This is a genomic window from Nocardia sp. NPDC004711 (assembly GCF_053601595.1).
The window spans coordinates 1-24,319 of record NZ_JBSGCB010000088.1; the positions used below are offsets into that span (position 1 = coordinate 1).

Consider the following 24,319-nt stretch of genomic DNA (forward strand, 5'->3'; position numbering starts at 1 on the left):
ACCCGGACGCGCCGGACGGCCTGCGCCACCCGGACCGGCCGGGCGCTGAGCGCGCGCGGGCATGGCACCCGGGTTGGGCCGAGGCGGCATCGAGCCGGGGCTGGGGCGCGGGCCACCCGGACGGGGACCGCCCTGACCGGCCGCGGCCGGACGCTGACCACCCTGACCCGGGCCGGGGCGCGGACCGCCCTGACCGGGACCCGGACGCGGGCCACCCTGGCCCGGACCCGGACGGGGACCGCCCTGCGGACCGGGACGCGGACCACCCTGGGCCGGACCCGGACGGGGACCGCCCTGATGCTGACCTGGACGCGGACCGCCCTGCTGCTGGCCCGGACGAGGAGCCGGACGCGGCGCCGGACGCTCCGGAGCCGAGGAGAACGGGTTGTTACCGACCCGCGGCGGCTTCGGGCCCGGCTTGGGTCCGGCCGGACGCGGGGCGCCCTGCTGAGCCGCCGGGGCGCTGCCCTGCTGCGCGGGACGCGGGGCCGGGGCACCCGGACGCGGCGCGTTCGGACGCGGGGCCTGCGGAGCCGGAGCGGACGGGGTAGCCGACGCGGAAGCCGCTGCGGGAGCAATGCTTTCGCGAGCAGCGGGCTTGACGGCCGCCGCCTCTCCGGGCCTACCCGGGGCTGCCGGACGGGCAGCCGGAGCCTCGACCGACTCGGCGCGGGCAGCCGGAGCAACCTGCGGAGCCGGGGCCGGAGCCTGCGGCGCGGGGGCCGGAGCCTGCGGCGTCGGGCGGGGGCCCGGACGGGGACCGGCACCGGGGGCGGCCGGCTTGGCGGCCGGACGCGGGGCGCCATCACCACTGGGCTTGGGGGTCGCCGATTTGGCGGTTCCGTTGGACGGGGTGCTCTTGGGTGCGAGCGACTCCCGCAGCCGGCGCGCGACGGGTGCTTCCACCGTCGAGCTCGCCGACTTTACGAACTCGCCCTGCTCCTTGAGCCGCGCGAGTAGTTCTTTGCTCGTGACACCGAGTTCCTTAGCCAACTCGTGCACGCGGGCCTTGCCTGCCACTGCTCTCCTCACTCAGAGGTCGAGCGCAGCAGCCCGTTTCACGACGGGACGCGCGCACGACCTCGACTAATTTCGAAGGCCGATCATTTCTGGGACTTCACGGTTTGCTCATGAGTGCTCGTGCCTGTTCTCTACGTAATGCTCCAGGGCTGAGATATCCAGATGTCCGGACACTCGTAGTGCTCTGCCGAATGCTCGGCGCCGAACTGCTTGACTCAGACAAGCCGAAGAGGGGTGCAACCAGGCACCCCTTCCGGGAAGTCTGTGCCGCGGATCCGGAATGACCACAACGTCCTGCCCGGAGGCAGACCCTTGCGCCACGACCCGCATCAGATCGGCGGCCAGCTCGCGTCTGCGACATCCGATGCAGGTCCGGACGGGTGCCGATCTTGCTGACACCCGCTCGGCGCGCAGAGAAGCCGAAGACTCGCGCTGAGCCTGCGTCCACTCTACCGCTGTCACGTCCCGATCTCCGCATCCGTACCCCTTGGAAGTTACCAACCTGTCATCCCAGGGGTCTGTTTCACAAATCTCAGGACCGACCGGGCCGGATGGATCCGGCAAGATCAACCCCGGTGGGCCTCGCCACCGCCGGCCGCCGCCGCGGGACGCACACCACCCTGAACCTCGGGCGCCGCATCGGAACGAATGTCGATGCGCCAGCCGGTGAGCCGGGCCGCCAGGCGGGCGTTCTGGCCCTCCTTGCCGATGGCGAGGGAGAGTTGGAAGTCCGGAACCACCACCCGCGCGGCGCGGGCCTCGGGGTCCACGATGGTGACGGATACAACTTTCGACGGCGACAGCGCATTCCCGACGAACGAGGCCGGGTCCTCGGCGTAGTCGATGATGTCGATCTTCTCGCCGGCCAGCTCGCTCATCACATTGCGCACGCGCTGGCCCATCGGGCCGATGCAGGCGCCCTTGGCGTTGACGCCGGGGACCGTCGAACGCACGGCGATCTTGGAGCGGTGTCCGGCCTCGCGGGCCACGGCCACGATCTCCACCGAGCCGTCGGCGATCTCGGGGACCTCCAGCGCGAACAGGCGGCGCACCAGGTTGGGGTGGGTGCGCGAGAGGGTGATCTGCGGACCGCGCGGGCCGCGGGAGACACCGACCACGTAGCACTTGATGCGGTCGCCGTGCTCGTAGGTCTCGCCCGGCACCTGCTCGGCGGGCGGGATGACGCCTTCCGCGCCATGGGCTTCCGAGCCGATGCGGACCACGACGGTGCCGCGGGCGTTCATGCGGGCATCGCGCTGCACCACACCGCCGACGATGTCACCCTCGTGGGTGGAGAACTCGCCGAAGGACTTCTCGTTCTCGGCGTCGCGCAGCCGCTGCAGCACGACCTGGCGGGCGGTGGTGGCGGCGATGCGGCCGAAACCTTCGGGGGTGTCGTCCCATTCGGAGATGACGTTGCCGTCGGTGTCGAGCTCGCGGGCCATCACGCGCACGACACCGGTCTTCTGGTTGATGTCGATGCGGGCGTTGGGCTGGTGGCCCTCGGTGTGCCGGTAGGCGGTGAGCAAGGCAGACTCGATCGCGGAGATCACCGTCTCCATCGAGATCCCCTTGTCGGCGACAATCGCGCGCAGGGCTTCGATTTCGATGTTCATTCCACGATCCCTTCGGTCAGTGAATCGGACTCTGCTGCTTCGTTTTCGGATCCCTCCGGCGCACCGGGCTGGGGACGGCCCGGCGCTACTCCCCCTGCGAGTTCCAGTTCGGCCACGCCGGGTGGACTGAATTCCACCTGCACGACGGCGGATTGGATATCGGCGAGCGGCACCGTCACCCGGTGTGGCTTCCGCTTGCCGCCGAGGACCAGGGCGACGTCGGTCTCGGTGACGACGCCGGCGCGGGCCTCGAACGTGGTCTTGCCCTTCTCCTCCGGTGATTCGGCGCCGGGGCGCAGCACGATCTTCACCTTGCGCCCCTGGGCGCGCCGCCAGTGGCGCGGGGAGGTGAGGGGCCGGTCGATGCCGGGGGTGGTGATCTCGAGCAGGTAGGCGGTCTCGCCGAAGTCATCGGCGTCGTCGAGGGTCTGCGAGATCTCCGAGCTGAGTTCCGCGACCGCGTCCAGGTCGGGGGATCCGTCGCTGTCGACGGTGACCTTGAGCTTGGCCTGCGCTGTACCGGCAGCCGAAATCGCGACGCCTTCGAGGTCGAATCCTCGGCGTTCGACGAGCTCAGCAACTAGCTGGCTCACCCTTTCCTCGGTCGGCATCGGCATGTGGGGCGGCTCCTGGTTCAGTTGTCACGGGTTGAGTTGTCGGTATCGATACTGGTCGGGCACGGTCGGCAGACCCGTCTCCGCCCTCGGGAGGGAGGATTCGGCGAAATGCCGTGCCGAAGGTCTAGCGTAACGCGCGGAAAGAGTGTAAAGGACCAGCCAACTCGCTCGATTTCGGCATGGTCGGCGCTGTGGTGCTGACGGCGTGTCCAGCACGACGCGCCCATGACGGTTCCCCGTCGTTCCAGATCACAGCCTATCCGACGGCCCTCACGCAGCAAGCTGTCCGCGACGGCTGGCACCATGTATGCCGTGCCCAGCAGTCAGAGCGGCCTTCCGGCCGATGTCGTCGGTCTCACGGTCCCGCCGGACCGAACCGGGTCCTTCCCCACCCCCGAACCTCCCCTCCCCGCCGTGAACCGCCGCAGCGCGCTGCGGCTGGCCGGTGGCGGCGCGCTGGCGGTGACGGCGGTGGGCGCGCTGGCCGCCTGCACCAGGAACGACACCCCTGCGGCTCCGGATCCGCTGATCGCGCAGGAGACCTCGGCCCGTACCGACGCGGCCGCCGCGACCGCCGCCATCGCGACCTCTCCCGACAAGGCCGGTGCACTGCAGACCATCGCCACCCAGCGCACCGCGCACGCCGATGTCCTGCGCACCGAAATCGACCGCGCCATAGGTGTTTACGGCGACGGCAGCACCCCCAGCCGCCGCACCCCGCCGGTCACCCCGACCGCGCCCGTGCCGCCTCCGGGCGTCGCCGTCCTGCGCACCCAGCTCCAGCAGTCCCAGCGTTCGGCCGCCGACCTGTCGGCCCAGCTCTCCGGCTACCGAGCCGGTCTTCTCTCTTCGATCAGCGCGTCGTGCGCTACCCACGCGGGGGTTCTCCTGGCATGACCACCACCGACCAGCAGGCACTCATCGATGCGTTGAGCGCCGAATACGCCGCTGTCTACGCCTACGGCGTGATCGCGGCCTACGCCAACCACGACCGCGACAAACTCGTCGCCGAGTACACGGCATCCCACCGCGCCCGCCGCGACGCCACCATCGACGCCCTGAAGGCTTCCGGCGCAACGGTTCCCGAGCCCGCCGCCGCCTACACCTCCCCCATCCCGGTGAACGACCCGATCCCGGCCGCCAAGCTGGCGGTGACCGTCGAATCCGACGCGGCGGCGACCTGGCGCTCGGTGGTCGAACGTGCCGGCAACCCCGATCTCCGCCGCACCGGTATCGAGGCGCTCACCGAATGCGCTGTGCGCCTTGCCACTTGGCAGTCGATCCTGGGCACCAGCCCGGCCACCGTGGCCTTCCCCGGCCAAGCCTGAGGCCGCGGCGGCCCGTCGCCGTGCCGCGTGAGGCAGTGGATCGCACCGCCTTCCGACGCGGATGGCACCGTCTTCCGACGCGGATCGCACCGTCTTCCGACGCCGAGGTCACCGGGAATTCGCCGGACCCGCACTTGCCGTTTCCGTTTTCGATCACGGATCGGCACCCGCCGCCGATAGGGTCCGGTCGGCGCGGCTTGTCGCAATTTCCTGCCGTGCAACGGAATTCGGTGTGAGGTCGAGGAGATGCTGTGGCGGTCGATGCTGCGCGGGAAGAGAAGGCACTGCGGGAGGTGACGAATCGCCTGGTCGAGGACTATGGCGAGGCGCATCCGGCAGAACGGGTCGAGGCCGTGGTGGGGGCGGTGCGCAAGCGGTTCGAGGGGCATTCGGTGCGCGAGTTCGTACCGATTCTCGTCGAGCGGATTGCGCGGCGGGAATTGGATCCGAAGCGGTCCATGAATGCTGCTACGGAGGTAGATCTGACCAAAGCGGCGGTCGGCGAGGAGGGTTCGCCGGATGGGCATCCGGCGGAGACCACGAGCGTATTCGCCGCTGTCGCAGGGCGATTCGTTCCGGCTCGGCTGGTCGAGAACAAGCGGGCGCTGAGCGTGGTCGCGGCGGGTGTCGTGGTGGTGCTGGCGTTCGCGGTGATCATGGCTGTGCGGCAACCGGGTTCGACGTCGGGAACCACCGCCGCGCCGGCCCTGACCACTGTGCACGGTGTGGCCGGCTCGGAGAAGTCGGCGTTCTTCGACGATCCCAAGGTGGCCGACGCATTGGCCAAGCACGGATTCAAGCTGGACGTGGAGCCCGCGGGATCCCGGCAGATCGCCACCTCGGTGGATCTGGGGAAGTACGACTTCGCCTTCCCGTCCAGCTCGGCCGCCGCCGAGCTGGTTCAGCGCAAGAGCGGAGTGACCGGCAAGTACGTGCCGTTCTCCTCCCCCATGGTCATCGCCACCTTCAAGCCGATCGCCGACCTGCTGACCCAGGCCGGGATCGTGCAGCCCGGCGCGACAACGACTTTCGACGTCGAGAAGTATCTGGCGCTGGCCGAGAAGGGCGTCCAGTGGAACCAGCTGGAGGGCAATTCGACCTATTCGGTGCCGAAGAACGTGCTGGTCTCCACGACCGATCCGCGCACTTCCAACTCGGCGGCCATGTATCTGGCGGTGACCGCCTACGTCGCGAATGACAACACCATCGTGCGCGGTGCCAAGGCGGAAGACTTTGCGGTGTCCCGCGTTTCGCGCCTGTTCACCAGGCAGGGCTTCACCGAGTCCAGCAGTGACGGCCCCTTCAAGGACTACCTGTCCAACGGCATGGGCACCGTCCCGATGGCCTGGATCTACGAGGCCCAGTACGTCGACGCGGCCGTGCACAACCAGCTCAAGCCCGACATGGTCCTGATGTACCCCAAGCCGACGGTCATGTCCCAGCACACCGTGGTCCCCCTCGACGACAAGGGCGACCAGATCGGCAAGCTCCTCACCACCGACCCCGACCTGCAGCGCCTGGCCGCCGAACACGGCTTCCGCCCCACCGACGTGGCCCTGTTCACGAATACCACCGCCGCCCACCAGGTCCCGGTCGACGTGAACCTCGTCAACCAGGTCAGTCCACCCGACTACGACACCCTCGAACACCTTCTCGACGGCGTCGCCAAGTCCTACAACTGAGCGCCCGAGTCTCCCGGCCGCGCAGCACCGAAGGGTTGCGCGGCCCTCCGGAAAACCGCCGACCCGGTCCGGTTCCATCCGGCGACGAACCCGGTCCGAATTCCTCCGGGACGAGTCGAACGAAGCGTCAGGGGGATGCCGATGAGCTGCGAGCAATTCTGAACGCGTCGCAGTCGCCGTCGCCCGAACCTGCGATATTCGCCGCATGTGAAGCATGGGATCTCGGCGCTGCGCCCCCTCGACGGCACCGCCGAGTCCTGATAACTGACAGCTCGGACCACGGTTACGGAACCACGAGACCCCGCAGGGCTGTGGCCGTGCATTCGTCGAGCGGATAGGACAATTCGATGGCCAGTTCGGACAGGGTGACGACGGCGGGCGCGCCGCAGGTGGCCATGGGTTGAACATCGACAGCAGCAGTTCGGCAGGCGGTCTCGACCAACCGCGTCGGGCGAGCACAGCAGACCGAGCCGAAAGCCCCCGCCTGAATCGAGCATCCGGCGTCGGTCCGGCTCGGCACTGTCCAACGGCCTTCCCGCTCAGCGGTTCCGGCCCCGATCTTCGGTGTGACAGATTCGCGAATCAGCCGCCGATCCTGGCCACGCCCCGGGCGCAGCATGACGATGTCACGCAGCAGGGCGATGTCAATCGAGTCGGCCGTAGATCAGGCGCAGAATCGCCTCGGCGAGGTCGTCGATGCTGCTGGGCATGTCGTCTTGGGGCGCTGCGGACAACTGGGAGAGCCGCCCGTCGCGCATGAGCGTGACCAGGCCCGCGAGCGTTGCCGAGTCGATCCCCTCGGGAGCGAGCCCGGCCGCACGGTCGCGGTCGATCTTGGCCGCGAGCCCAGTGGTGAACCGTGCCTGGATGCCGGCGATGAACTCGGTCAGCGGGGGGTAGCTGCTGTCGTAGCCCTCGAGCGAACAGACGAGGATCGCGCTGTTGTCGTGCCAGATCTCGGCCGCTCCGCTGAGCTGGGCGCGCAGGAGCTCTCGCTGCGGGCCGGTGGACGGCAGCCAGACGTGGGTTTGCGCGTAGCGGTCGCTCACGTCCTCCATGAGGCGCGCGAAGACGGCCTGCTTGGAGGGGAAATAGAAGTAGAAGCTGGTGCGTGAGATGCCGGTCGCGTTGGTGATGTCGTCGACGGTCAGGTTGGCCATCGGCTTCTTCGTCAGCAGTTGGCGGGTCGCGTGCAGGATCTGGGCCTCGCGCTGATCGCCCTTGGACATGGTGCCGCGGCGGCGGAGACCTTCGGTCGTGTCTTGGGTCCGGTTCACTCCGTATCCGCCCTTCTGCGCCATGACCTCACCCTAGAGCGATTTTCATTCCGGCTATCGACGTGGCGTCTATCATAATCGACACTGTGTCGATTCCAGCGTAGCGTGCCAGCAATGACCTCTCCGCTCGAGCTCCGGCGCGCTTCATCGCCGACCGCGATCGTGCTGACCATGGCCAGCACTGTGTTTCTTCTGGCCATGGCCCAGACACTGCCCGTACCGGCGCTGCCGCAGATCGGTCTGCAACTCGGGGTCTCGGCGACGACCGTCGGATGGGTGACGACGGCGACGATGTTGGCCGCCTCGGCGCTGACGCCGCTGCTCGGGCGGCTGGGTGATGTCTACGGGCACAAGCCGGTCGTGCTGTCGACGCTCGTGGTCACGCTGGCCGGCAGCCTGCTCGCCGCATCGGCGCACAGCATCGATCTGCTCATCGTCGGACGGGCCCTGCAGGGAGCCAGCTTCGGTCTGTTCCCGCTGGCGATCAGCGTGCTCCGTCACGAACTTCCCGCCGAGCGCCTGACCGGGGCGTTGGCCATCACCGCATCGACCCTGGGCGTGGGCAGCGGTGTTGCGCTGGTGGCGACGGGTCTGCTGACGCAGGGCGGCGCCGACTACCGCCGCATCTTCTGGCTGTGCGTCGTGTTGACGGCGGTAGTGCTGGTGCTGGCGTTCGTGGCGCTGCCGCGTCGCGCGGGGCAGGGCGGCCGTGTCGATTATGTGGGTGCCGCGGTCCTCGGCACCGGTCTGGTCTGCCTGCTGCTGCCGATCTCGCAGGGACACGAATGGGGTTGGGGCAGCGCACGAGTGATCGGGCTGTTCGTGGCCGCGGCGATCGTGCTGGCCGGGTTCCTGCTGCTGCAGTCCAAGCTGCGTGAGCCGCTGGTGGCGACCTCGCTGCTGGCGCATCGGCCGGTCGCGGTGACCAACCTGGCCAGTTTCTGCGTCGGTTTCGCGATGTTCAGCGTGTTCCTGGGGGCGACCTATTTCGTGGCGACGCCGAGGGCGCTGGCGGGGTTCGGTTTCGACGCCTCGGTGCTGCGCACGAGTGTGGCCTTCATGCTGCCGGGCGCCGTGGTGTCGGTGGTGATGGGTCCGCTCGCCGGGCGTCTGGTCGGGCGGATCGGCCCGCGCTTCGTGCTGCTGCTCGCCAGCGTCATCGGCCTGTGCGCTCTCACCGCCCTGGCGTTGCTCCACGCGACGAGCGCGGAAGTCGTTGTCGCACTGGTCGTCGCGAATGCCGCGATCGCGATCGCCTACGCCGCCATGCCCGCCCTGCTGGTCGCCAATGTCGCACCGCACGAGACCGGCATCGCCAACTCGATCAACTCGATCATGCGCACCGTCGGCGGCGCCATCGGCAGCGCGCTGGTCGTCACGATCCTCACCAGCGACACTCTGCGCCACGCCCTGCCCCACGGTGCCGTCGTGGCCCTGCCCGCCGAAGGCGCCTACCGCATCGCCTTCTTCACCGGCGCGGCCTTCTTCGCGGTGGCAGCACTCCTGGCCGGATTCGGCCTCGGCCCCAGCAGCCGACGCCTGACCCGGCACGAGGTCGACGAGGACATCGCCCTGGCGAGCGCCGGCGAGTTCGCCACAGCGTCGACCAGCCTCTGACGATCGGGCCTGAGGTCCAATTCGGGCGCAACGCGGCACCGCAGGAAGTCCTGTGGAGTCAGTCAGCCCGAGATGGCCTCAGTCCGTTTCTCTTCCGACGAAACTGCGCGGCCGGTTCGAGCAATGCACTACGCGGCCTCATGGCGAGTTCGGGTCAGTAGTGGATGCTCGGCGGCGCAACAGATTCCACCCGCCGACCGACCCGGGTCGCAGAGCCCGGAAGTTGTCGTACTGGAACGCACCGGCGAATCCGTCATATTGCTGAATCTCGATCAGGCAGGTTCCTCTGCGACGGGGATCGACCTGCTCGACGGTCACGATCCGACCCCTCCACTTCTTTGAATCAGTACTCGTCCAGTCGATTTTCCTTGTAGGCCGAGCCAATTCTGGCGTGCGGGAACGGCACCCTCTTGCTCCGAGCGCGCAAGTCGCGGTGGAGTCTATTGAGGATCACTGCGGCTCGGGCATGGCGTTCAATGATTGGGATCAGCTCGGGTGAGATGTTGTCCGGTCCGCGACCCACAATCCAATTAAACAGGAGCGCTTTATATCCGGACTTGTCGCATACGTCGCCGGGCATGCAATGGGCAAGCAGCACGCGGACCCAACCGTCACCGGTGGTGCGCAGGTACTCGGCGTACTTCCCCGCAGGCCGCATGGACGCTTCGAACCGCGCGAATAGCGGCGTTACCGGATGGTCTCTACCGCGGGTGAGGAAACTTCTGGTGTCGAAGGCCAGGACAGACATTTGCTCGCCTGCCTCGATCCTGGTGGACACAGCGGCTCGCCAGGACCGGTACGTCAGCGTGGGACTGACAGTCCATCGCGGCTCCACGTGGCTGCCGGAGCTGAAGCTTGCCTCGATCGCCAGATGGTTTGTGTACCAAGTTCTCTCGCCCGACCAACCACGGTAGGTTGCGATCAAGCCGTCGACGAACTCGATCAGCTCGTCACAGTCCCACGGCGAGAAGACCAGGTTTGTCGTAGCGGGCATGGAGTCCGTCAGCGACAAGCTCAACGACTACTGCGGTTTCGTAAGCTCCGAGGATTTGCCGATCCGAAACCGGATGTACGTCCTCGGGTCGTTTGAGGCAGCGAACCGTAAGGGCGGACTGATCGGCATGGTCGGCGGTTACGAATGTCACCCTCGAAGCCTGAACATGGCGCTACCCCGGCTCGTCGAATCGCACGCTCTCCGGCGCTCGAGGATGTTCGCCCGAGTCGGTCAGTGCCGGATCGCCTCCGCCGACGCCGAGACGGCTCAGGTGGAAGGCGACTTCGCCGGCGAGCAGTTGTTCGAACTGCTTCAGCTTTTCAGTGCTCGCGGGAGTACGGGGTGCCTGTTCGTAGAGCAGACGATGCATGTGCGGCGCCGTAGTCTGCAGGCGGGCTCCGGCAGTGCTGCAAGCGATCTGGGTACGCAGAAAGTACGCAGGAGATTCGGAAACCCTCTCAAACCATCAACAGGGAACCCGCAGGTCAGCTCAATAGTGCAACGCGACCAACAACGACAAATACCCAGGTGGAAGTCCGAGCTGTACTTCGACGTCTAAATCGAGTAGCGCAACGGTTCTCACCGAAGCCCCGGTCGGCTGGCGACCGGGGCTTCGGCTATTTCCGGGGCGGATCACCTTGCAGGATGCGGTGCGACCTGGTCGGCTGAACCAGCACGCCCCGAACCCTCCCGCTTCTGTCGCGGGAGGACTTTCGCGTCCTAGATCTTCTGCCAGAGCGCCGGGGTATTCGGTGGGGTCCAGTCTGGAGCGTCCGCGGTATGCGCCTGAATGCAGCGGTACTGGGACCCGCTGTAGGACACCACGTCACCGACGTTGTAGTGAACGCCCTGCTGCCACGCGGCGGGCGCCGGGGCGGTTGTAGTCGGCGGCGGAGTAGTCGTCGTCGGCGGCGGAGTAGTCGTCGTCGGCGGCGGAGTTGTCGTGGTGGGCGGCGGAGTAGTCGTGGTGGGCGGCGGAGTGGTCGTGGGGGTGCCGCCGCAGCCGGACGCATCCGCCACGGTGACGGTGCTGCGGGTGGTACCCCAGACCGAGCCGTCCTTGAAGATGACGTTGGCGGTCAGCTCGTGGCTGCCGACAACGGTCGGAATCCACTGGATGACCGGATCGATTCCATTCACGACCACCACGCTGCCGATCGTCGGCTGCTGAGGGGTCTGTTGGGCGAAGTCGATGAGCTCCACCCGGGCGGCGTCGGCGGTCAGCCCGCTCGACGAGAACGACACCAGATAGGCGGTGTTCACGCAGTGGCTGGCCCCCGGAACCGTCGGGGGCGCAGGGATTTCCGCGACCGCCAGGCCCGCGGTGAGCACCGCGGCCCCACTCAACGCCGTGAGCGAGCCGATTCCGAACCCCACCCGAGTAAACCATGAATGTTTCACTTTATACTCCTAGCCGTACCTCACACTGCCAACGCAGCGCTTCGGCAAGCTAGCAACAATTCTCCTGTGCAACAGGATATTTCATACCGAAGTGACCTACGTTACGTACGGCGACCGACTGGGTCCACAGAACCTCACAATGCAGACGGTGCTCACAGCACGCGCGAGGAGCCGGCCCAGAACAGCTCCGCTTCCGCACCGTCCGGATGGTTCTTGCCGTCGATGTCGGAGGCGATCGCACCGCACACATTGACCTGCCGGGTCCCGGCAACAGCGGAACCCTCACCACAGCGTGCCAGCCGGGTAATGGAACTCCGCGATCGCCGGCAACAAAATGCCCGCCGTTCGCGGATGGCTCACTGGCCGATCTCCTCGGCGGTGATCGTCATTACCGTGCAGTGCCGACGGCCGCGCTACCCGAGATGATCTCTGCCCGTTGACCTTCGAGGTCGCCGCGTGGCCGATTCGAACCGCGCGCCACGCGGCATGAGGGTGCGTTCGACCAGCCTCGAATCAGGACGGCTGGCTGGTCTTCGGCTGCCTGCGCAGCTCGAGCCGAACAGCGCGGGAACACACGAGCTGAGGTCGAGAATCGATCGATTCTCGACCTCCGCTCGTACCCCTGACCAGGGACGCTCAGTCGATCTGGAGGTTCAGCGTGTACGAGGCGTCGTGCTCGGGCGAGGTAATGGTCAGGTAATAGGCGCCCGTGGCCGGGAGGTAGAGCCGGGTTCCGGTGGTGTCGATGGCCAGCTGCTGGCCGTCGGGTGAGGTGAGCGTGTAGACAGCGGTTCCCGAGGCGGAGGTGTAGTGCGAGATGATGCCGGTGCTCAGCTGCTGACCGGCGCGGGCGTCGAAGTACCAGGTGTCGGAGTATCCGCGATTGATGTAGCCGTCCACGGCGCCGTGGTCGGCGCCGAGCGCGAACTTGATCTCGGCATTGACCCCGCTGGCACTGGCGGCACCCGCGCCTGCCAAGGGGATGAAGAGCGCCGCCGCGATCGCGATCATGGCGACGGCCGCTTTACGGGTGGCCGTGGCAAAGGCAGTCATGAGGTCCCCCAATTCGATGTATCGGACAGCGCTACGCCACGTCGGCGTCCGCTCGTTCGGCCGGAGGTTCTTCCATCCGGCACTACCGTGTCTTTCGCGTCCGAGGCGAAAACCGTTGCGCCCCTATTCTCATGGGCACGCAGGCCACCGACTCCAAACCTCACCCGCACTGGTGCACAAGACTTCTCGCGCCAGCCCCTTCGAACCGCCCGGGTCGCGGCAGTAGCGGATTTTGCGATCGCTCTAGTCCGCGCAGCCAAAGCGATTGGTGCCCGCACTCGTGCAAGGGACATCTCGACAAGGCCAACCGTTGCACTGCAACAAGCCATGTCGTCAGTTTATCTTGACAGACTAGAGCGTCAAGATAAACTGACGACATGGCTTCGTCGATGGATCTTGCAACGGGCGCCGGGAGCTCCGATCCGGCTGTCGGGCTGCGCGCGGTGGCGTCGTTGCGCCGCCTCGCCGAACAGCTGGAGTCGCTACAGGTGGATCGAGCCCGTGAGCTGGGCTGGTCATGGTCCCGTATCGCGGCGGAGCTGGGCGTAACCAAACAATCCGTTCACCAGAAGCATGGTGGGCGCGACACCACAGCGAAAAGAGTCTGAGGACATGTTCGAACTCTTCACCGAGCCTTCACGAGCGATCCTCGTCGAGGCGGAGGACCTCGCACAGGAACTGGGTACCAGCGAGATCGGCGTAGGCCATCTCCTCTTCGGATGTGCGGAGGTCAGAACCGAGACCGCCGCCGCACTGCGCGAAGCCGGCGTCACCCCCGCGATCATTCGCACCCTGCTGCCCCGTCCTCCCCGGCAGAAGGCGGCAGCCATCGATACCGAAGCACTACGCGCGGTGGGCATCGACTACGAGCAGGTCCGCGCAGCCGCCGAAGAGACTTTCGGGGTAGGCGCCTTGGATTCGGCTCCCGACCGACGTGCATCCTCGACTCCCAGTCGGCGACCGCCGTTCACCGACGCCGCGAAACTCGCACTCGAACTCTCACTACGCGTCTCGATCGAACTACACCACCAGCGCGTTGACCCCGCGCACTTGGCCCTCGCGCTGCTTCGCCTCGACGACGAGCTGGTATCCCAGGTCCTGAACAAGGCCGGGACCAAGCCCACCGCTCTGTGCGCAGCCATTCTGATCGTCCTCACCGAAGCTGCATAGACGTAGCACGCCAACAGATTTCGTCCGTAGACACGGACGCGATGCCTTGCCATGCCCGAGTTCCGGTTCGTGATTTTGCTTGTGTGATCGCCGCATAATCGGCATGAGCGAGCATTGCCGACGGCCGGGAGTCGCTCGAGCTTTGATCTTCCGAGCCGGTTGTGATCGCTCGGCAACGAAATCTGAAGGTGCGGAGGTGGATCCAGATTGATTCCCGTGAGCTGGTTTCTGACAGCCGTGGGTTTGGTAGTGGTGGGAGGAGTGGTCGGCGCCGTGACCCATAGCGGTGCGGTTGGCGCGGCGGCGATCGCGGTGGTCTTCGTGGTGTTGATCGGTAAACGATTCCGTGATGAGCACCGCAAGGCGATGGCCCGCGACGCCGCTCGCCATGGCGAGCACCGGACTCCACCGCTGACATAAGAGAGCGCAGGTCCTGGCCGTACTTTCGCGCTAGAGCTGGTCGCGGCGGCCAGTCCGGAACGTATCTGGCAGTAGCCTGCGTCCCACCGACGTCAAAGACCCATGGGTCGTTGATCTTCCGAGATGCCGTGCTGTCCGGTTCGGTCAGCGCGGTCAGCGGCAAGAGAGTGCGTTCAGAAGATCGAGTGTCGGTGCGCAACGATATTCTCTGTGATCGTGTATCAGATTGCCGAGAACGCGGGTTTCTATGGGGCACACGCGATCTGGAGCGTGTCCGATTCCGAAGGCTTGACTCCGCTGCTCGGCTACGTCGATGCCGACGGGGCCGAGGGTCTGGAGCGTTTCGCTTTCGACGATGTTGCCGACGCCGTCCGGACAGGGGGCGAGAGGTTGCAGGCGGGGCGACCGGGCTGGTTACGCGCCGCGCTGGTCGTCGACGCCTTCTTGCACCTGCCGAGAGGACGGACCGATGCGCTGATCATCGACGTTGTCGAGTATGTCCCGCAACGCCGGTCGATACAGATCGCTGTCCCGTACCGGCCCCATACGACAGCGCAGGGTTTTGCGGTGTACCGGCCCAAATTCCTTGAGACCAGCGGTTTTACCGAGCCTGACTACGATGCCCTGGGGGCAGCCTTCTACGCGGGCGTGGACTCTCATGAGCAGGCCGCGGCAGTGTGGAACGCTCACCTGCTTGACGAATCCGTCTGATACCCGGTCAGGTCGGTCGGCATTCACTCTGCGCCCGAAGGTGTCAGAATGCGCTGAAATCGGCATGAGCGTGCACTGCCGGCGGTCGTATGGCGCTCTGCCCGTTGATCTTCCGATGCTCCGTGGCCCTTACCCACGAAGCCGCCGATCACACGGAGTTCGGCGGGCTATTCGGCGATGTCGGCGGCGTGGGTATGGAGGGCGTGGACGAGGGCTCGGGTCGGCTCCGTGGTAGGGCCGGGCAAGCGAACCACGCTGACGCGGCGTCGTTCCTCGGGGAGGTCGTCGATGCTGACGAGGCGGATGCCGGGCGGGATCGCGGACAGCAGGGTCGCGGGAACGGTGGTGATGCCTGCTCCTGCTGCGACCAGGTGCAGTTTGGTCAACCAGTCACGGGCGGTGTGCTGGACGTGGGGGCGTCCGGGCAAGCCCGGCCAGACGCCCAACAGCGGCTCGTCGATGCCGGCGGGGCCGGCAATCCACGTCTCGCCGGCGAGATGCTCTGCTGAGACGCTGGTGCGGTCAGCGAACCGGCCGTTCGCCGGAACCGCCAAGACCAGACGGTCTTCCAGCAGCGGTTCTACCCACAGGGAAGGATCGTCGGTGTCGGGCGAGCGGTGCGGTGGCCGCGAGGACAGCACGGCGAGGTCGAGGGTGCCGGCGCGCAGTGCCCGCACCAGCGATGGGGTTGTGCCCTCCCGGGTGGTGACCCGGATGTGAGGGCGTTGCCGATGCAGGGTTGCCAGGGCGCGAGCCACAAGGACCGCTCCCGCGGCAGGGAAGAAGCCGAGCCGCACCGGACCGCTGTCGTCCTCGGCACCGTGCAGCTCTCGATCGGCCGCATCCAACGCATCCAGCGCCGTCACCGCGTGTCGCAGGAGGGCGAGGCCCGCCGAGGTCGGCCGCACGCCGCCGGGATAGCGGTCGAACAGTCGAACGCCGGTGGCCTGCTCCAGAGCCGCAACCTGCCGGGAGACCGCCGACTGCGTGTATCCGAGCGAATGTGCCGCGGCCGTGAAGGTGCCTCGCTCGGCCACTTCACGCAGAACCCGCAGCCCAACTACCGAGACATCCATGAGTAATCAGCATATCCAGTATGCGAAGCATTCGCTTTCCGAATGGCAGCTCGGTACCTAACGTGCACAGCGTGAACGAGCAATCCACCACCGGAGCCGCCGAACTGGGCGGGCGGTTGCCCCTCCTTCTCCCCGATGCACTCGACGGGGCGCAGCGCGCCGTCCACACCAGGCTGCGAAACACTCGCCTGCGCACCGCGGAAGAGGCCGGCTACCTGGCCGCGCTGCCCGACGGGCGGTTGATCGGCCCCTTCAACGCCATGCTGCGCAGCCCGACCTTAGCCCAGCCTCTGCTGGAGTGGGCCGAGGCGATCGCCCGAGCCAACATCCCGGCCGACGTCCGTGAGGTGGTCATTCTCACCGTCGCCGCTGAGTGGGGAGCCGAGTACGCGCTCTACGCCCACACCGCAGGCGCCGGGTACGCGGGCGTGCCCGAGACCGCGATCGCAGCGCTGAGACACGGCGACACGCCTCTGGGTCTGCGCGCCGAGGCCGATATCGCCCACCGTCTGGCCATCGCTCTCGTCCGCGATCACCAGGTTCCAGACGACCTCTATGCCGACGCGGTGACCGCATTCGGCATCGACGGGCTTGTCGCCCTGGTCAATCTCGTCGGCCAGTACCTCAACACCAGCGCGCTGCTCGCCTGCTTCCAGGTCCCCGCGCCCATCGCCTGACTCACCACGCAACACACCGAAAGGAAACGACAATGCCGCTGATCACCATCTACCTACGCCAGGGAACCACGCCCGAGCACCGCCGAAACGTCTCCGCCGCCCTCCACAAAGCCATGGTCGACGTCTTGAAGATCCCCCAGGACGACCAGTTCCACGTCTTCCTCGAGGTCACACCCGACAACTTCCACATGCAGCAGATCGTGTTCGGCCTGCCGCGCGGTGAGCGCACCATGCTCATCCAGCTGTCCTTCAACCCGCGCACCGCCGAGCAGAAGAACGAACTGTTCCAGGAGATCGTCGCCAATCTGCGGGTGTTCGCCGACGTCCCGGAAGAAGACATTCTGATGATGATCCTCGAAACAGCCCGCGAGAACTGGTGGGCCGCCGGCCGCGTCGTCGACCCGGAAACCGGCTACGACGCGCGCATGACCGACATTCCCACCACCGCAAAATGATCCGCGCTGCTGTCCGGCCCCAGATCCACGCGTATGTGCGTTCGTTGAAACTGTCCGTCACGCACCGACCTTGGCTGATCTGAGCGATGCCGAGGGTGCCGCAATCGGATGGGCGGTTCGCCGCGCGGCATACGCGTTGCGCACCGAGTTATCTCCTGAATACGTGTTCTCGGCGATCACAGGCCGCAGCGTCGCGCACTTCCATCAGCATGTATTTGTCCGCCCCGCAGGCACCCCCGACACGGTCAACTGGTTCGCCTCCTGGAGTGATGGGCAGCATGCCGATGAATCTGTGTTGGCCGTGCTGTGCGAACGGCTCACCGCACATTTCACGCAGAACTACGTGGCACCCTTACCCTTTGCAAACACGCCACCACTCGGAATCGCACGCAACTCGGCAATAGCGCGCACCGCCGGCTCCGGATCGGCAGTCCCAGTTGATCTCTCACGTCCCGGGCTGGCCGGGTCGGGCCGCGCGGGCAGCGGCAGAAGACCGCGCTGCCATGCGGGCATGAACGGCCAACCCAACCGTTCCAAACGCGCACTACAGCTGAGGAATTGGCGCGAAATCACTGTCCTACAGCGGATTGTGCGGGATTGCACCGGTTGCACGGAACTCGGCATGTCAGTGCATTCGGCCGGCCGCGACCCAGCGGGGCCGAGCCGCGCCGTATGCGGCAGGGCAGCGCGTTTCGTCGATCTTGCTGAAGCGCCGATGGCAACCAGACACGTTAGGTGGCGACAACCAGCGACGAGTGGGGACAGGCGTGCCAGCCCATAGAAGCGGCCATGCCTCGCCGGGCACCGTACTTATCCCAATTCGACACGGTGGTCGGCTATTCGGATCTGGGCGGTTCAGGTTCTGCGCGAGATGAACATGATGTATTCGCAGGGAGCGTTCGTTCGGTTGGCGAAGCCGTGGTCCGCGTCGGCCTGGAAGAACAGGGAGTCGCCTGTGTTCAGGGTCTCGCTGATGCCGCCGATCGCGACGGTGAGGGTGCCTTCGAGTACCACGAGTTGCTTCTCCGTGCCCGGCGGATACGCGGGCAGCAGCCCGGTGGAGACCTGCGCGGGGAGGTAGTGGGCGACCATCTCGGCTCCTCCCGCGCCCGGGGCCGCTGACACCATGTGCCGTTCGAAGCCGGTTTCCGGGTCACGGAAAACGGGGCGGTCGTTCTTGCGCAGGACAACGGCCACACCAGGCGCGGCAGCAGCCGCCCCGCCGATCAGGTCCGAGAGCGACGCGTCGAGCGCATGGGCGATCCTGGATGCGACGCCGATCGTCGGGCTCTTCTCACCGCGTTCGACCTTGGACAGCATCGCCCGGCTGACCGACGACTGTGTGGAGAGCTGCTCCAGCGTCAGGCCCGCCTCCTCGCGGCGTCGTCGCACGTTGGCGCCGAATGCGCCTGCCAGGTCGTCACCGCGCTGCGGTTCGGCCGCGTTTCCGTCTTGCTCGACCACCATGCTCCTCGATCGATGGGTACCTTGCTGCCCACAGTGTAGATTTCTCCTAAAGAAGATGTAATCTTCTATTGGAGACGCGCGATATGCGCCCAACACGACGGAGGTTCCATGCGTTTGATCTCGAGTGGCCAGCACCATGCCACGTTCGAATTCGGTGATCTGCAGGTGATCTCGTTGCGAGACGGGTACATCGACATGCCGCCGACACGGCTCCGCGACGAGGATGGGCGCGAGCTCGTCGAGCTTCCGGCCGTCGTGCCGCTGGCCGGCGACAACTTGCGGCTGTCGGTCAACGCCTTCTTCGTCACCGACGGCACGCGGTCGGTTCTCATCGACACCGGCGCGTCCAACGTCTGGCACGACCCCACCATGGGATTGATCTACGACGCGCTCGGCGAAGCGGGAATCGACCGCGCGCATGTCACCGATGTGGCCATCACCCACAGGCACGAAGACCACGTGAGCGGCCTGATCGCGCCGGACGGTGCAGAGGCGTTCACCAAACTCGAGCGCGTGTGGATCGGCGCGGGCGACACCTCGGTGTTCACCGGGCGGCTCGAACCCATCCGCGACCGGGTCGTACCCGTGTCGGAGAGGGTCGCGATCAACGACTGGACCACCGCGATCCCGACGCCGGGCCACACACCCGGTCACACCGTCTACGACGTCAGGAGCAGCACCGGCCACCTTCTCGTCTGGGGCGACACCGTTCACGTTCCCACGCTCCAATTCGATCAGCCGAACGTGTCCTGGGAGCTCGACGGCAACCAGTCCCAGGCCCGCGCCGCGCGAGCGGCCCTCCTCGAACAACTGACCCAGCCAAACCACTTCGTAGCCGGCGCCCACCTCGACTCACCCGGCATCGCCCGCGTAACCCCTTCCGGCGATGGTTATGCACTGGAATACCTCGCACCACCGATCGGCTGATCGAGCCTGTCGACTCCGGGCCGCGCTCGCGATGGCGGCATTGAAAATGCTTGCTGCAAAAGGGAATCCGGCGACCACGCTGGCGACGCCGGCCAGCACTAGGCCCGCTTCAGCCACTGCCGCCGCCGCGGTCCAAGGCGGGCCTACATTCTGATCGCTCATCGGCAGTAGCGGATGTTCTGCACCGCACCGGGTTCCGGCCGCTGTCGCCTCGCGCTGGCCGGTTCGGTCAGCGCGATATGCGGCATTACAGCGCATTCGCGAGGCGCTTGCAGCTGCCCGCAATGCGTTGTGCCGCTATGCCCGTAGGCGATGATCGAGAAGATTTTTTCTTCCGGTGTCGCGACGGCTGAGCTGCTCGAATACCCGGAGAACCTCAAGCCCCACCCGGCCGAAGAGCATCTCATCGCACGATCAGTGGACAAGCGGCGCCGAGAATTCATCGGAGCCCGGCACTGTGCCCGTCAAGCACTTCAGCAGCTAGGTGAGCCAGCTGTCGCGATCGGCAAAGGTGAGCGCGGAGCGCCGGTATGGCCTCGCGGGATCGTAGGCAGCCTCACCCACTGCGAGGGATACCAGGCTGCTGCTCTGGCTCATCACCTGCGGTTTCGATCGGTTGCGATCGACGCTGAACCGAATGAGAGCCTGCCCGATGGGGTACTCGATTCCGTGGCACTGCCGCAGGAACGAGAGTGGTTGCAGACCAACCCCTCTGGATTGAACTTGGACCGAGTTCTCTTCTGCGCCAAGGAAACGACCTACAAGGCGTGGTTTCCGCTAGCCAAGCGCTGGCTCGGATTCGAGGACGCGCACGTCACTTTCACTGTCGATGAGGAATCAGGCGGCGACGGCGCGGGCACGTTCCATACCGAGCTGCTGGTATCGGGGGTAGGTCATCGACGGCGGGTCACCGCTGCACTCGTTCGATGGTCGCTGGAGGATCGAAGACGGCCTGATCCTGACAGCGATCGCGCTCAGCTGATACCGACGCATCAAATTCTCGGTCATCGGCATGAGCGCGCATTACCGGTGGTCGTACGGCGCTCTGCCCGTTGATCTTTCGCTGCCCCGCGCTGGCCGGTTCGGTCAGCGCGGCATGCGGCATGAGCGATCACTTGCACCGACTGTCGTTGGATTGTCTTGCGGCACAATGCTCAAGGATGTTCGATCTACTCGCGCAGAATGTCGCCGTGGCCGGCGTGACGTGCGAAGTCCTCGATCAGGAACAGATAGATGAATCGCAGGCTCACCTCGCCGAGGCGGGGGTGGGTCCGCACGTCGTCGAGGTCGAAGTCGGCGGCGATCGCTCGGGAACGTTCGCTACCGCGGTCGAATTCGGCGATCACGTCGGCCACGGTTTCGTTGTCGTCGACGACGAAACTGGCATCGCCCGGCGTCGTGCCGCCGTCGCATTCGCCCTCGGGTAGACCCGCCAGGACGTGCTGGAACCAGATCCGCTGCGCGACTGCGGCGTGCTTGACCAGTCCGATCGGGGTGGTCATCGACGCGACGAGGCGGCGGCGGGCGTCCTGTTCGGACAGGCCGCGCAAAGTGTTGACCAATTCGGCGCGGTTGCGGTCGAGCATGTTCTCGAGCATTCGACGTTCATCGCCGAGAGTGATTCGTGGTCTCGACCAGGTCATTGCCGACTCGATCCTTTGGTTGGGCTGAATCTGCCTGTCGTACTTGTGGTTCTGTGCTCGGTACCTGCTCGAGGAGTCCTCGTAACCGGTCGGCCGAAGGATATGGCGGCACCGAAATCATCCGCAACTCGGCATGGGCGGATGGATGAGATGTCATCGAACGCTACGGCGCACCGATTGTCTCCGAGGCCGATGCGCTCGTGGCCGAAAACGCGATACCTCGGCCCGCTCGGCATCGCCGGTGCGCGAGGCACTGTTGCTCAACGGCCGCTGAGCACGAAACTCCAGCGCTTGTCGTCGAACCCGCGAAGCTTCGAGGGCCTTGCCGACCCGTTGAGCGAAAGCGACTCGACGACTTGGCGATTCGGCGGCAAGATCGATAGTTATGAGCGATATCGCGCTGGTCACCGGCGGCAACCGCGGGATCGGCCGGGAAGTCTGTAGGCAGCTCGCCGAACTCGGGTTCACTGTGCTGCTGGGCGCGCGGTCGGAGGAAGCCGGGAAGACCGCCGCCGCAGAGGTGGGGGCGTTCCCGTTGCTGCTGGATGTCACCGACAACGCCAGTGTCGTGGCGGCGGCCCGGGAAGTGGAAGGCGTGCACGGTCGGCTGGATGTCCTGATCAATAGTGCCGCAATCACCTACGACACCTGGCAGCGCGCGGCGACCGCGGACCTGGCGGTCGTGCACGAGGCCGCGGAAACCAATCTCTACGGGCCCTGGCGTATGGTTCAGGCCTTCTTGCCGTTGCTGCGCAAGAGCTCCCATCCCCGCATCGTGAACGTTTCCAGCGAAGCCGCCTCCCTCACCGGCATGGGTGGCGGCACCCCCGCCTACAACACAACCAAGGTGGCCCTCAACGCTCTCACCCGCATGCTGGCCGCCGAGCTGCGCTCCGACCACATCCTGGTCAACTCCATCTGCCCGGGCTGGGTGGCCACCGATATGGGCGGCCCCGGCGGCCGCCCTGTCGCCGAGGGTGCGGCCGGAATCGTCTGGGCCGCAACCCTGCCCGACTCCGGCCCCACCGGGGGCTTCTTCCGCGACGGCCACCCCCTGTCCTGGTGACAAGTTTTCCGCAACAGAGGAGTTTCATGAGGTACCTGGTCATCGGAGGCACGGGCCGCACCGGCCGGCAAGCCGTCGACTTGCTCCGCAACCTCGGTCACGAGGTGGTCGTCGGCACCCGGCGTCCTCGGGACGAGCAGAGCGTCGCGGTCGACCTGGCGGACCGGCTCGATCCCCGGTTGCTGGCCGGCGTCGACGGCATCATCGTCTCGGTCGAGCCGCCCGTGGATGACGCGGCCGCGGACGCGGTGATGCACACCGGAGTCGGACAGCTCGCCGAACTGGCCGCCGCACAGAAGATCCCCGTCGTTCTGGTCTCCCAGATCTACATCACCCGCGCCGCCGAACATCCCGACATGGCAGGCATCATCCGCGCTCGTGGAGCCGGTGAACAGGCGCTGCGGAACAGCGGCACACCGTATGCGATCGTCCGGCCCAGCTGGCTCACGAATTCACCTGCCACCGGTGCGCATCTCGAACAGGGCGATCGCGGCGACGGTCGCGTCAGCCGCGAGATCGTTGCCCAGGCAGCGGTCGCGGCCCTGCTCTACCCTGAATCCCAAGGCAAGACTTTCGAACTGTATGACGGGCGTACCCTTGTGGACTGGCCCACGGCTTTCACAGCCCTGATCGCTGATTGACCCGAACTGGCCGCCATCCGGCATTACGGTGCCTTCGGTCAGCCCCGGATGGTCACGGCCAGTTGATCTTCCGTCCCCCGTGCCGGCCGGTTCGGTCAGCACGATCAGCGGATGCTCGCTTATGGCTGCCCAGGCAGGCGCAGCCGGTTTGCCATGGGATTGTGTGGCCGCTGGTCACCCCCAGAAGCCGATGAGGTCTTTGTCGGCTGCCTTCGATTCGCGCAGCCACTCAACGATGCCTCGACCGTAACCGTCGCGGCAGTCGGGATCTTCGGCAAGCCTGCTCTCCCAATGGTTCAGCTCCTCGGTGCGCTCATGTGTCCGATCCCACACCCCCTGATTCCCGTTGCGACCGGCCGAGTCTTGACTCGCATGAATCAAGATGATTCGATCTGAATCATCATGGTTCCAGTGAATCAACCGGCAGAGGGCGCGACGATCGCGGCGACGACCGCCGCGAATTCCGTTGCGCGCCAGTCGCACCCGCGCCAGCAGTTGGCCGCGGAGCTGCGCCGGTTGCGGGACATGGCCGGAATCTCCGGGCGGGAGTTGGCCAAACGAGTCGGAATCAGTCAGTCGACGTTGTCTCGGATCGAAGCCGGCCACGTGGTTCCCCCACTACCGCAGGTGCTCGACTGGGCCAAAGCGGTTGGGGCAGAAGCGGATTCTCAGGATTCTTTGCGCACCCTCACCGCAGCGGCGCACTCGCCCGAGGTGCAGGACTGGGCGGCCTCACTCGCAGAGCGCCCGCATTTGCAGGACGACGTACGGGCATTCGAGGAGGACGCGCACGTGGTGCGGAACTTCCAGCCCGCACTGGTGCCGGGTCTGCTCCAGACCGCCGACTACGCCCGCCGGGTGTTCGCCACTTTCGATCCGCCCTATACGCCCGACGCTCTGGCGGCCGCGCTCGCCGCGCGCCTGGATCGCCAGCGTGTGCTGTACGACCCCGCGAAGCGCTTCGAATTCCTGATTACCGAAGCGGCCCTGCGCTTTCGGCCCGGCCCGCATCGCGTGCTCCTCGCGCAACTGGACCGGATCATCTCGATCGAGACCCTCGATACGGTCAGCATCGGGGTGATTCCGCAGGATATCGAGGCGAGCACCACGATCCCGCACGGTTTCGTCATCTACGAGAACGAGGACCACGCACTCGCCTCGGCGGAACCGATCCCGGGAAGCATGGTCACTCGCGGCCCCGAACTTGTCGACGCCCATCGCCGCCGCTGGGTGGCTTTGACTCGAATGGCCGTGTTCGACACCGATGCCCGCGTATTCCTCGCCGAACTCCGGGACGAAATCCACGGCATCGTAACCAATTGACCTGTTTCCAGCGGCCGTCGAGGGGTCGGCCGCACGTGGGGGTGGTGGTGTCGCAGCGAACTCGCCGACGACATCGATCTTGTCCGAGCCGTCGACGCGGCGGTGCTCCCATTCCGAACCGGGCTGCCAGTCGGACAC

General features: G+C 66.4%; 27 protein-coding genes and 1 pseudogene. 16 read left to right on the top strand and 12 right to left on the bottom strand.

Features of this window, described 5'->3' with window-relative positions; all coding sequences use genetic code 11:
- From ACWEKS_RS44995 to rimP, 4 genes are all read right to left on the bottom strand, one after another.
- Positions 1-1,020: translation initiation factor IF-2 N-terminal domain-containing protein (locus ACWEKS_RS44995; protein WP_452345817.1), on the bottom strand; the 1,020-nt coding region annotated here is incomplete at its 3' end.
- A 108-nt stretch (positions 1,021-1,128) separates the two neighbouring features.
- On the bottom strand, positions 1,129-1,434 hold the full coding sequence (locus tag ACWEKS_RS45000) for a YlxR family protein (protein WP_354839708.1): 306 nt from the start codon (positions 1,432-1,434) through the stop codon (positions 1,129-1,131).
- 152 nt (positions 1,435-1,586) lie between these two features.
- Positions 1,587-2,636, bottom strand: a complete 1,050-nt coding sequence (gene nusA / locus ACWEKS_RS45005; protein WP_452345818.1) for a transcription termination factor NusA — start codon at positions 2,634-2,636, stop codon at positions 1,587-1,589.
- Positions 2,633-3,253, bottom strand: coding sequence for a ribosome maturation factor RimP (gene rimP, locus ACWEKS_RS45010; protein ID WP_452345819.1), 621 nt, complete (start codon positions 3,251-3,253; stop codon positions 2,633-2,635). The genes nusA and rimP overlap by 4 nt, the downstream gene beginning before the upstream one ends.
- Positions 3,254-3,565: 312 nt before the next feature.
- Here rimP and ACWEKS_RS45015 point away from each other — a divergent pair, with 312 nt between their 5' ends.
- From ACWEKS_RS45015 to ACWEKS_RS45025, 3 genes are all read left to right on the top strand, one after another.
- Positions 3,566-4,150 carry a hypothetical protein gene (locus tag ACWEKS_RS45015; protein WP_452345820.1) on the top strand — a complete coding sequence of 195 codons (585 nt, stop codon included), beginning with the start codon at positions 3,566-3,568 and terminating at the stop codon, positions 4,148-4,150.
- Positions 4,147-4,581, top strand: coding sequence for a ferritin-like domain-containing protein (locus tag ACWEKS_RS45020; RefSeq protein ID WP_452345821.1), 435 nt, complete (start codon positions 4,147-4,149; stop codon positions 4,579-4,581). The genes ACWEKS_RS45015 and ACWEKS_RS45020 overlap by 4 nt, the downstream gene beginning before the upstream one ends.
- Before the next feature lie 251 nt (positions 4,582-4,832).
- Entirely contained in the window at positions 4,833-6,263 is a 1,431-nt protein-coding gene (locus ACWEKS_RS45025; protein ID WP_452345822.1) for a three-helix bundle dimerization domain-containing protein, read from the top strand.
- 644 nt (positions 6,264-6,907) lie between these two features.
- Here the strand turns inward: ACWEKS_RS45025 and ACWEKS_RS45030 are convergent.
- Positions 6,908-7,564, bottom strand: a complete 657-nt coding sequence (locus tag ACWEKS_RS45030) for a TetR/AcrR family transcriptional regulator (protein WP_452345823.1) — start codon at positions 7,562-7,564, stop codon at positions 6,908-6,910.
- Between the two features lie 90 nt (positions 7,565-7,654).
- Between ACWEKS_RS45030 and ACWEKS_RS45035 the strand changes: the two genes are divergently transcribed.
- Positions 7,655-9,157 carry an MFS transporter gene (locus ACWEKS_RS45035; RefSeq protein WP_452345824.1) on the top strand — a complete coding sequence of 501 codons (1,503 nt, stop codon included), beginning with the start codon at positions 7,655-7,657 and terminating at the stop codon, positions 9,155-9,157.
- 343 nt (positions 9,158-9,500) lie between these two features.
- Here ACWEKS_RS45035 and ACWEKS_RS45040 read toward each other — a convergent pair whose 3' ends face one another.
- Complete coding sequence (locus tag ACWEKS_RS45040; RefSeq protein ID WP_452345825.1) at positions 9,501-10,151, bottom strand: DUF6228 family protein; 651 nt, start codon at positions 10,149-10,151, stop codon at positions 9,501-9,503.
- Between ACWEKS_RS45040 and ACWEKS_RS45045 the strand changes: the two genes are divergently transcribed.
- Positions 10,150-10,710 (top strand): hypothetical protein, encoded by a 561-nt coding sequence (locus ACWEKS_RS45045; RefSeq protein ID WP_452345826.1) that lies wholly within the window; start codon positions 10,150-10,152, stop codon positions 10,708-10,710. The two genes, ACWEKS_RS45040 and ACWEKS_RS45045, sit on opposite strands and share 2 nt — an antisense overlap.
- Positions 10,711-10,871: 161 nt before the next feature.
- On the opposite strand, the gene ACWEKS_RS45050 is transcribed toward ACWEKS_RS45045, so the two are convergent.
- Positions 10,872-11,552 (bottom strand): carbohydrate-binding protein, encoded by a 681-nt coding sequence (locus ACWEKS_RS45050; protein ID WP_452345827.1) that lies wholly within the window; start codon positions 11,550-11,552, stop codon positions 10,872-10,874.
- Between the two features lie 636 nt (positions 11,553-12,188).
- Positions 12,189-12,605, bottom strand: coding sequence for a hypothetical protein (locus tag ACWEKS_RS45055; RefSeq protein ID WP_452345828.1), 417 nt, complete (start codon positions 12,603-12,605; stop codon positions 12,189-12,191).
- A gap of 377 nt (positions 12,606-12,982) precedes the next feature.
- Here ACWEKS_RS45055 and ACWEKS_RS45060 point away from each other — a divergent pair, with 377 nt between their 5' ends.
- The 4 genes from ACWEKS_RS45060 (at position 12,983) to ACWEKS_RS45075 (ending at position 14,906) form a co-directional block, all read left to right on the top strand.
- The gene (locus ACWEKS_RS45060; RefSeq protein ID WP_452345829.1) at positions 12,983-13,213 is read left to right on the top strand and encodes a helix-turn-helix domain-containing protein; all 231 of its coding nucleotides are present in this window, start codon (positions 12,983-12,985) and stop codon (positions 13,211-13,213) included.
- A gap of 4 nt (positions 13,214-13,217) precedes the next feature.
- Positions 13,218-13,775: a Clp protease N-terminal domain-containing protein gene (locus ACWEKS_RS45065; RefSeq protein WP_452345830.1), complete on the top strand. Its 558-nt coding sequence runs from the start codon at positions 13,218-13,220 to the stop codon at positions 13,773-13,775.
- A 216-nt stretch (positions 13,776-13,991) separates the two neighbouring features.
- Positions 13,992-14,195 (top strand): hypothetical protein, encoded by a 204-nt coding sequence (locus ACWEKS_RS45070; protein WP_452345831.1) that lies wholly within the window; start codon positions 13,992-13,994, stop codon positions 14,193-14,195.
- A gap of 210 nt (positions 14,196-14,405) precedes the next feature.
- Positions 14,406-14,906 (top strand): hypothetical protein, encoded by a 501-nt coding sequence (locus ACWEKS_RS45075; protein ID WP_452345832.1) that lies wholly within the window; start codon positions 14,406-14,408, stop codon positions 14,904-14,906.
- A gap of 167 nt (positions 14,907-15,073) precedes the next feature.
- Here ACWEKS_RS45075 and ACWEKS_RS45080 read toward each other — a convergent pair whose 3' ends face one another.
- Positions 15,074-15,982 carry a LysR family transcriptional regulator gene (locus tag ACWEKS_RS45080; RefSeq protein ID WP_452345833.1) on the bottom strand — a complete coding sequence of 303 codons (909 nt, stop codon included), beginning with the start codon at positions 15,980-15,982 and terminating at the stop codon, positions 15,074-15,076.
- 71 nt (positions 15,983-16,053) lie between these two features.
- On the opposite strand from ACWEKS_RS45080, the gene ACWEKS_RS45085 reads away from it, so the two are divergent.
- A complete protein-coding gene (locus tag ACWEKS_RS45085; RefSeq protein ID WP_452345834.1) occupies positions 16,054-16,659 on the top strand; it encodes a carboxymuconolactone decarboxylase family protein in 606 nt (201 codons plus the stop codon).
- Positions 16,660-16,691: 32 nt separating this feature from the next.
- Entirely contained in the window at positions 16,692-17,114 is a 423-nt protein-coding gene (locus tag ACWEKS_RS45090; RefSeq protein WP_452345835.1) for a tautomerase family protein, read from the top strand.
- A gap of 855 nt (positions 17,115-17,969) precedes the next feature.
- Here ACWEKS_RS45090 and ACWEKS_RS45095 read toward each other — a convergent pair.
- A complete protein-coding gene (locus tag ACWEKS_RS45095; protein WP_452345836.1) occupies positions 17,970-18,581 on the bottom strand; it encodes a helix-turn-helix domain-containing protein in 612 nt (203 codons plus the stop codon).
- A gap of 108 nt (positions 18,582-18,689) precedes the next feature.
- Between ACWEKS_RS45095 and ACWEKS_RS45100 the strand changes: the two genes are divergently transcribed.
- Both ACWEKS_RS45100 and npt read left to right on the top strand, forming a co-directional pair.
- Entirely contained in the window at positions 18,690-19,508 is an 819-nt protein-coding gene (locus ACWEKS_RS45100) for an MBL fold metallo-hydrolase (RefSeq protein ID WP_452345837.1), read from the top strand.
- Positions 19,509-19,820: 312 nt separating this feature from the next.
- A pseudogene (npt, locus tag ACWEKS_RS45105) lies at positions 19,821-20,490 on the top strand (4'-phosphopantetheinyl transferase Npt).
- Between the two features lie 187 nt (positions 20,491-20,677).
- Here the strand turns inward: npt and ACWEKS_RS45110 are convergent.
- Positions 20,678-21,151: a DinB family protein gene (locus ACWEKS_RS45110; protein WP_452345838.1), complete on the bottom strand. Its 474-nt coding sequence runs from the start codon at positions 21,149-21,151 to the stop codon at positions 20,678-20,680.
- A gap of 385 nt (positions 21,152-21,536) precedes the next feature.
- Between ACWEKS_RS45110 and ACWEKS_RS45115 the strand changes: the two genes are divergently transcribed.
- Both ACWEKS_RS45115 and ACWEKS_RS45120 read left to right on the top strand, forming a co-directional pair.
- Positions 21,537-22,217 (top strand): SDR family oxidoreductase, encoded by a 681-nt coding sequence (locus ACWEKS_RS45115; protein ID WP_452345839.1) that lies wholly within the window; start codon positions 21,537-21,539, stop codon positions 22,215-22,217.
- A gap of 26 nt (positions 22,218-22,243) precedes the next feature.
- Complete coding sequence (locus ACWEKS_RS45120; RefSeq protein ID WP_452345840.1) at positions 22,244-22,858, top strand: SDR family oxidoreductase; 615 nt, start codon at positions 22,244-22,246, stop codon at positions 22,856-22,858.
- 174 nt (positions 22,859-23,032) lie between these two features.
- Here ACWEKS_RS45120 and ACWEKS_RS45125 read toward each other — a convergent pair whose 3' ends face one another.
- On the bottom strand, positions 23,033-23,464 hold the full coding sequence (locus ACWEKS_RS45125) for a hypothetical protein (RefSeq protein WP_452345842.1): 432 nt from the start codon (positions 23,462-23,464) through the stop codon (positions 23,033-23,035).
- Between ACWEKS_RS45125 and ACWEKS_RS45130 the strand changes: the two genes are divergently transcribed.
- Positions 23,384-24,181 carry a helix-turn-helix domain-containing protein gene (locus ACWEKS_RS45130; protein ID WP_452345841.1) on the top strand — a complete coding sequence of 266 codons (798 nt, stop codon included), beginning with the start codon at positions 23,384-23,386 and terminating at the stop codon, positions 24,179-24,181. The two genes, ACWEKS_RS45125 and ACWEKS_RS45130, sit on opposite strands and share 81 nt — an antisense overlap.
- Positions 24,182-24,319 lie beyond the last annotated feature (138 nt).

What these genes read in the sequence shown, in the direction of transcription:
- nusA (WP_452345818.1), bottom strand. Translation starts at nt 2,636, where the DNA reads ATGAACATCGAAATCGAAGCCCTGCGCGCGATTGTCGCCGACAAGGGG.
- rimP (WP_452345819.1), bottom strand. Translation starts at nt 3,253, where the DNA reads ATGCCGATGCCGACCGAGGAAAGGGTGAGCCAGCTAGTTGCTGAGCTC.
- ACWEKS_RS45020 (WP_452345821.1), top strand. Translation starts at nt 4,147, where the DNA reads ATGACCACCACCGACCAGCAGGCACTCATCGATGCGTTGAGCGCCGAA.
- ACWEKS_RS45030 (WP_452345823.1), bottom strand. Translation starts at nt 7,564, where the DNA reads ATGGCGCAGAAGGGCGGATACGGAGTGAACCGGACCCAAGACACGACC.
- ACWEKS_RS45035 (WP_452345824.1), top strand. Translation starts at nt 7,655, where the DNA reads ATGACCTCTCCGCTCGAGCTCCGGCGCGCTTCATCGCCGACCGCGATC.
- ACWEKS_RS45045 (WP_452345826.1), top strand. Translation starts at nt 10,150, where the DNA reads ATGGAGTCCGTCAGCGACAAGCTCAACGACTACTGCGGTTTCGTAAGC.
- ACWEKS_RS45040 (WP_452345825.1), bottom strand. Translation starts at nt 10,151, where the DNA reads ATGCCCGCTACGACAAACCTGGTCTTCTCGCCGTGGGACTGTGACGAG.
- ACWEKS_RS45055 (WP_452345828.1), bottom strand. Translation starts at nt 12,605, where the DNA reads ATGACTGCCTTTGCCACGGCCACCCGTAAAGCGGCCGTCGCCATGATC.
- ACWEKS_RS45060 (WP_452345829.1), top strand. Translation starts at nt 12,983, where the DNA reads ATGGCTTCGTCGATGGATCTTGCAACGGGCGCCGGGAGCTCCGATCCG.
- ACWEKS_RS45065 (WP_452345830.1), top strand. Translation starts at nt 13,218, where the DNA reads ATGTTCGAACTCTTCACCGAGCCTTCACGAGCGATCCTCGTCGAGGCG.
- ACWEKS_RS45080 (WP_452345833.1), bottom strand. Translation starts at nt 15,982, where the DNA reads ATGGATGTCTCGGTAGTTGGGCTGCGGGTTCTGCGTGAAGTGGCCGAG.
- ACWEKS_RS45090 (WP_452345835.1), top strand. Translation starts at nt 16,692, where the DNA reads ATGCCGCTGATCACCATCTACCTACGCCAGGGAACCACGCCCGAGCAC.
- ACWEKS_RS45095 (WP_452345836.1), bottom strand. Translation starts at nt 18,581, where the DNA reads ATGGTGGTCGAGCAAGACGGAAACGCGGCCGAACCGCAGCGCGGTGAC.
- ACWEKS_RS45100 (WP_452345837.1), top strand. Translation starts at nt 18,690, where the DNA reads ATGCGTTTGATCTCGAGTGGCCAGCACCATGCCACGTTCGAATTCGGT.
- ACWEKS_RS45110 (WP_452345838.1), bottom strand. Translation starts at nt 21,151, where the DNA reads ATGACCTGGTCGAGACCACGAATCACTCTCGGCGATGAACGTCGAATG.
- ACWEKS_RS45115 (WP_452345839.1), top strand. Translation starts at nt 21,537, where the DNA reads ATGAGCGATATCGCGCTGGTCACCGGCGGCAACCGCGGGATCGGCCGG.
- ACWEKS_RS45120 (WP_452345840.1), top strand. Translation starts at nt 22,244, where the DNA reads ATGAGGTACCTGGTCATCGGAGGCACGGGCCGCACCGGCCGGCAAGCC.
- ACWEKS_RS45130 (WP_452345841.1), top strand. Translation starts at nt 23,384, where the DNA reads ATGGCCGGAATCTCCGGGCGGGAGTTGGCCAAACGAGTCGGAATCAGT.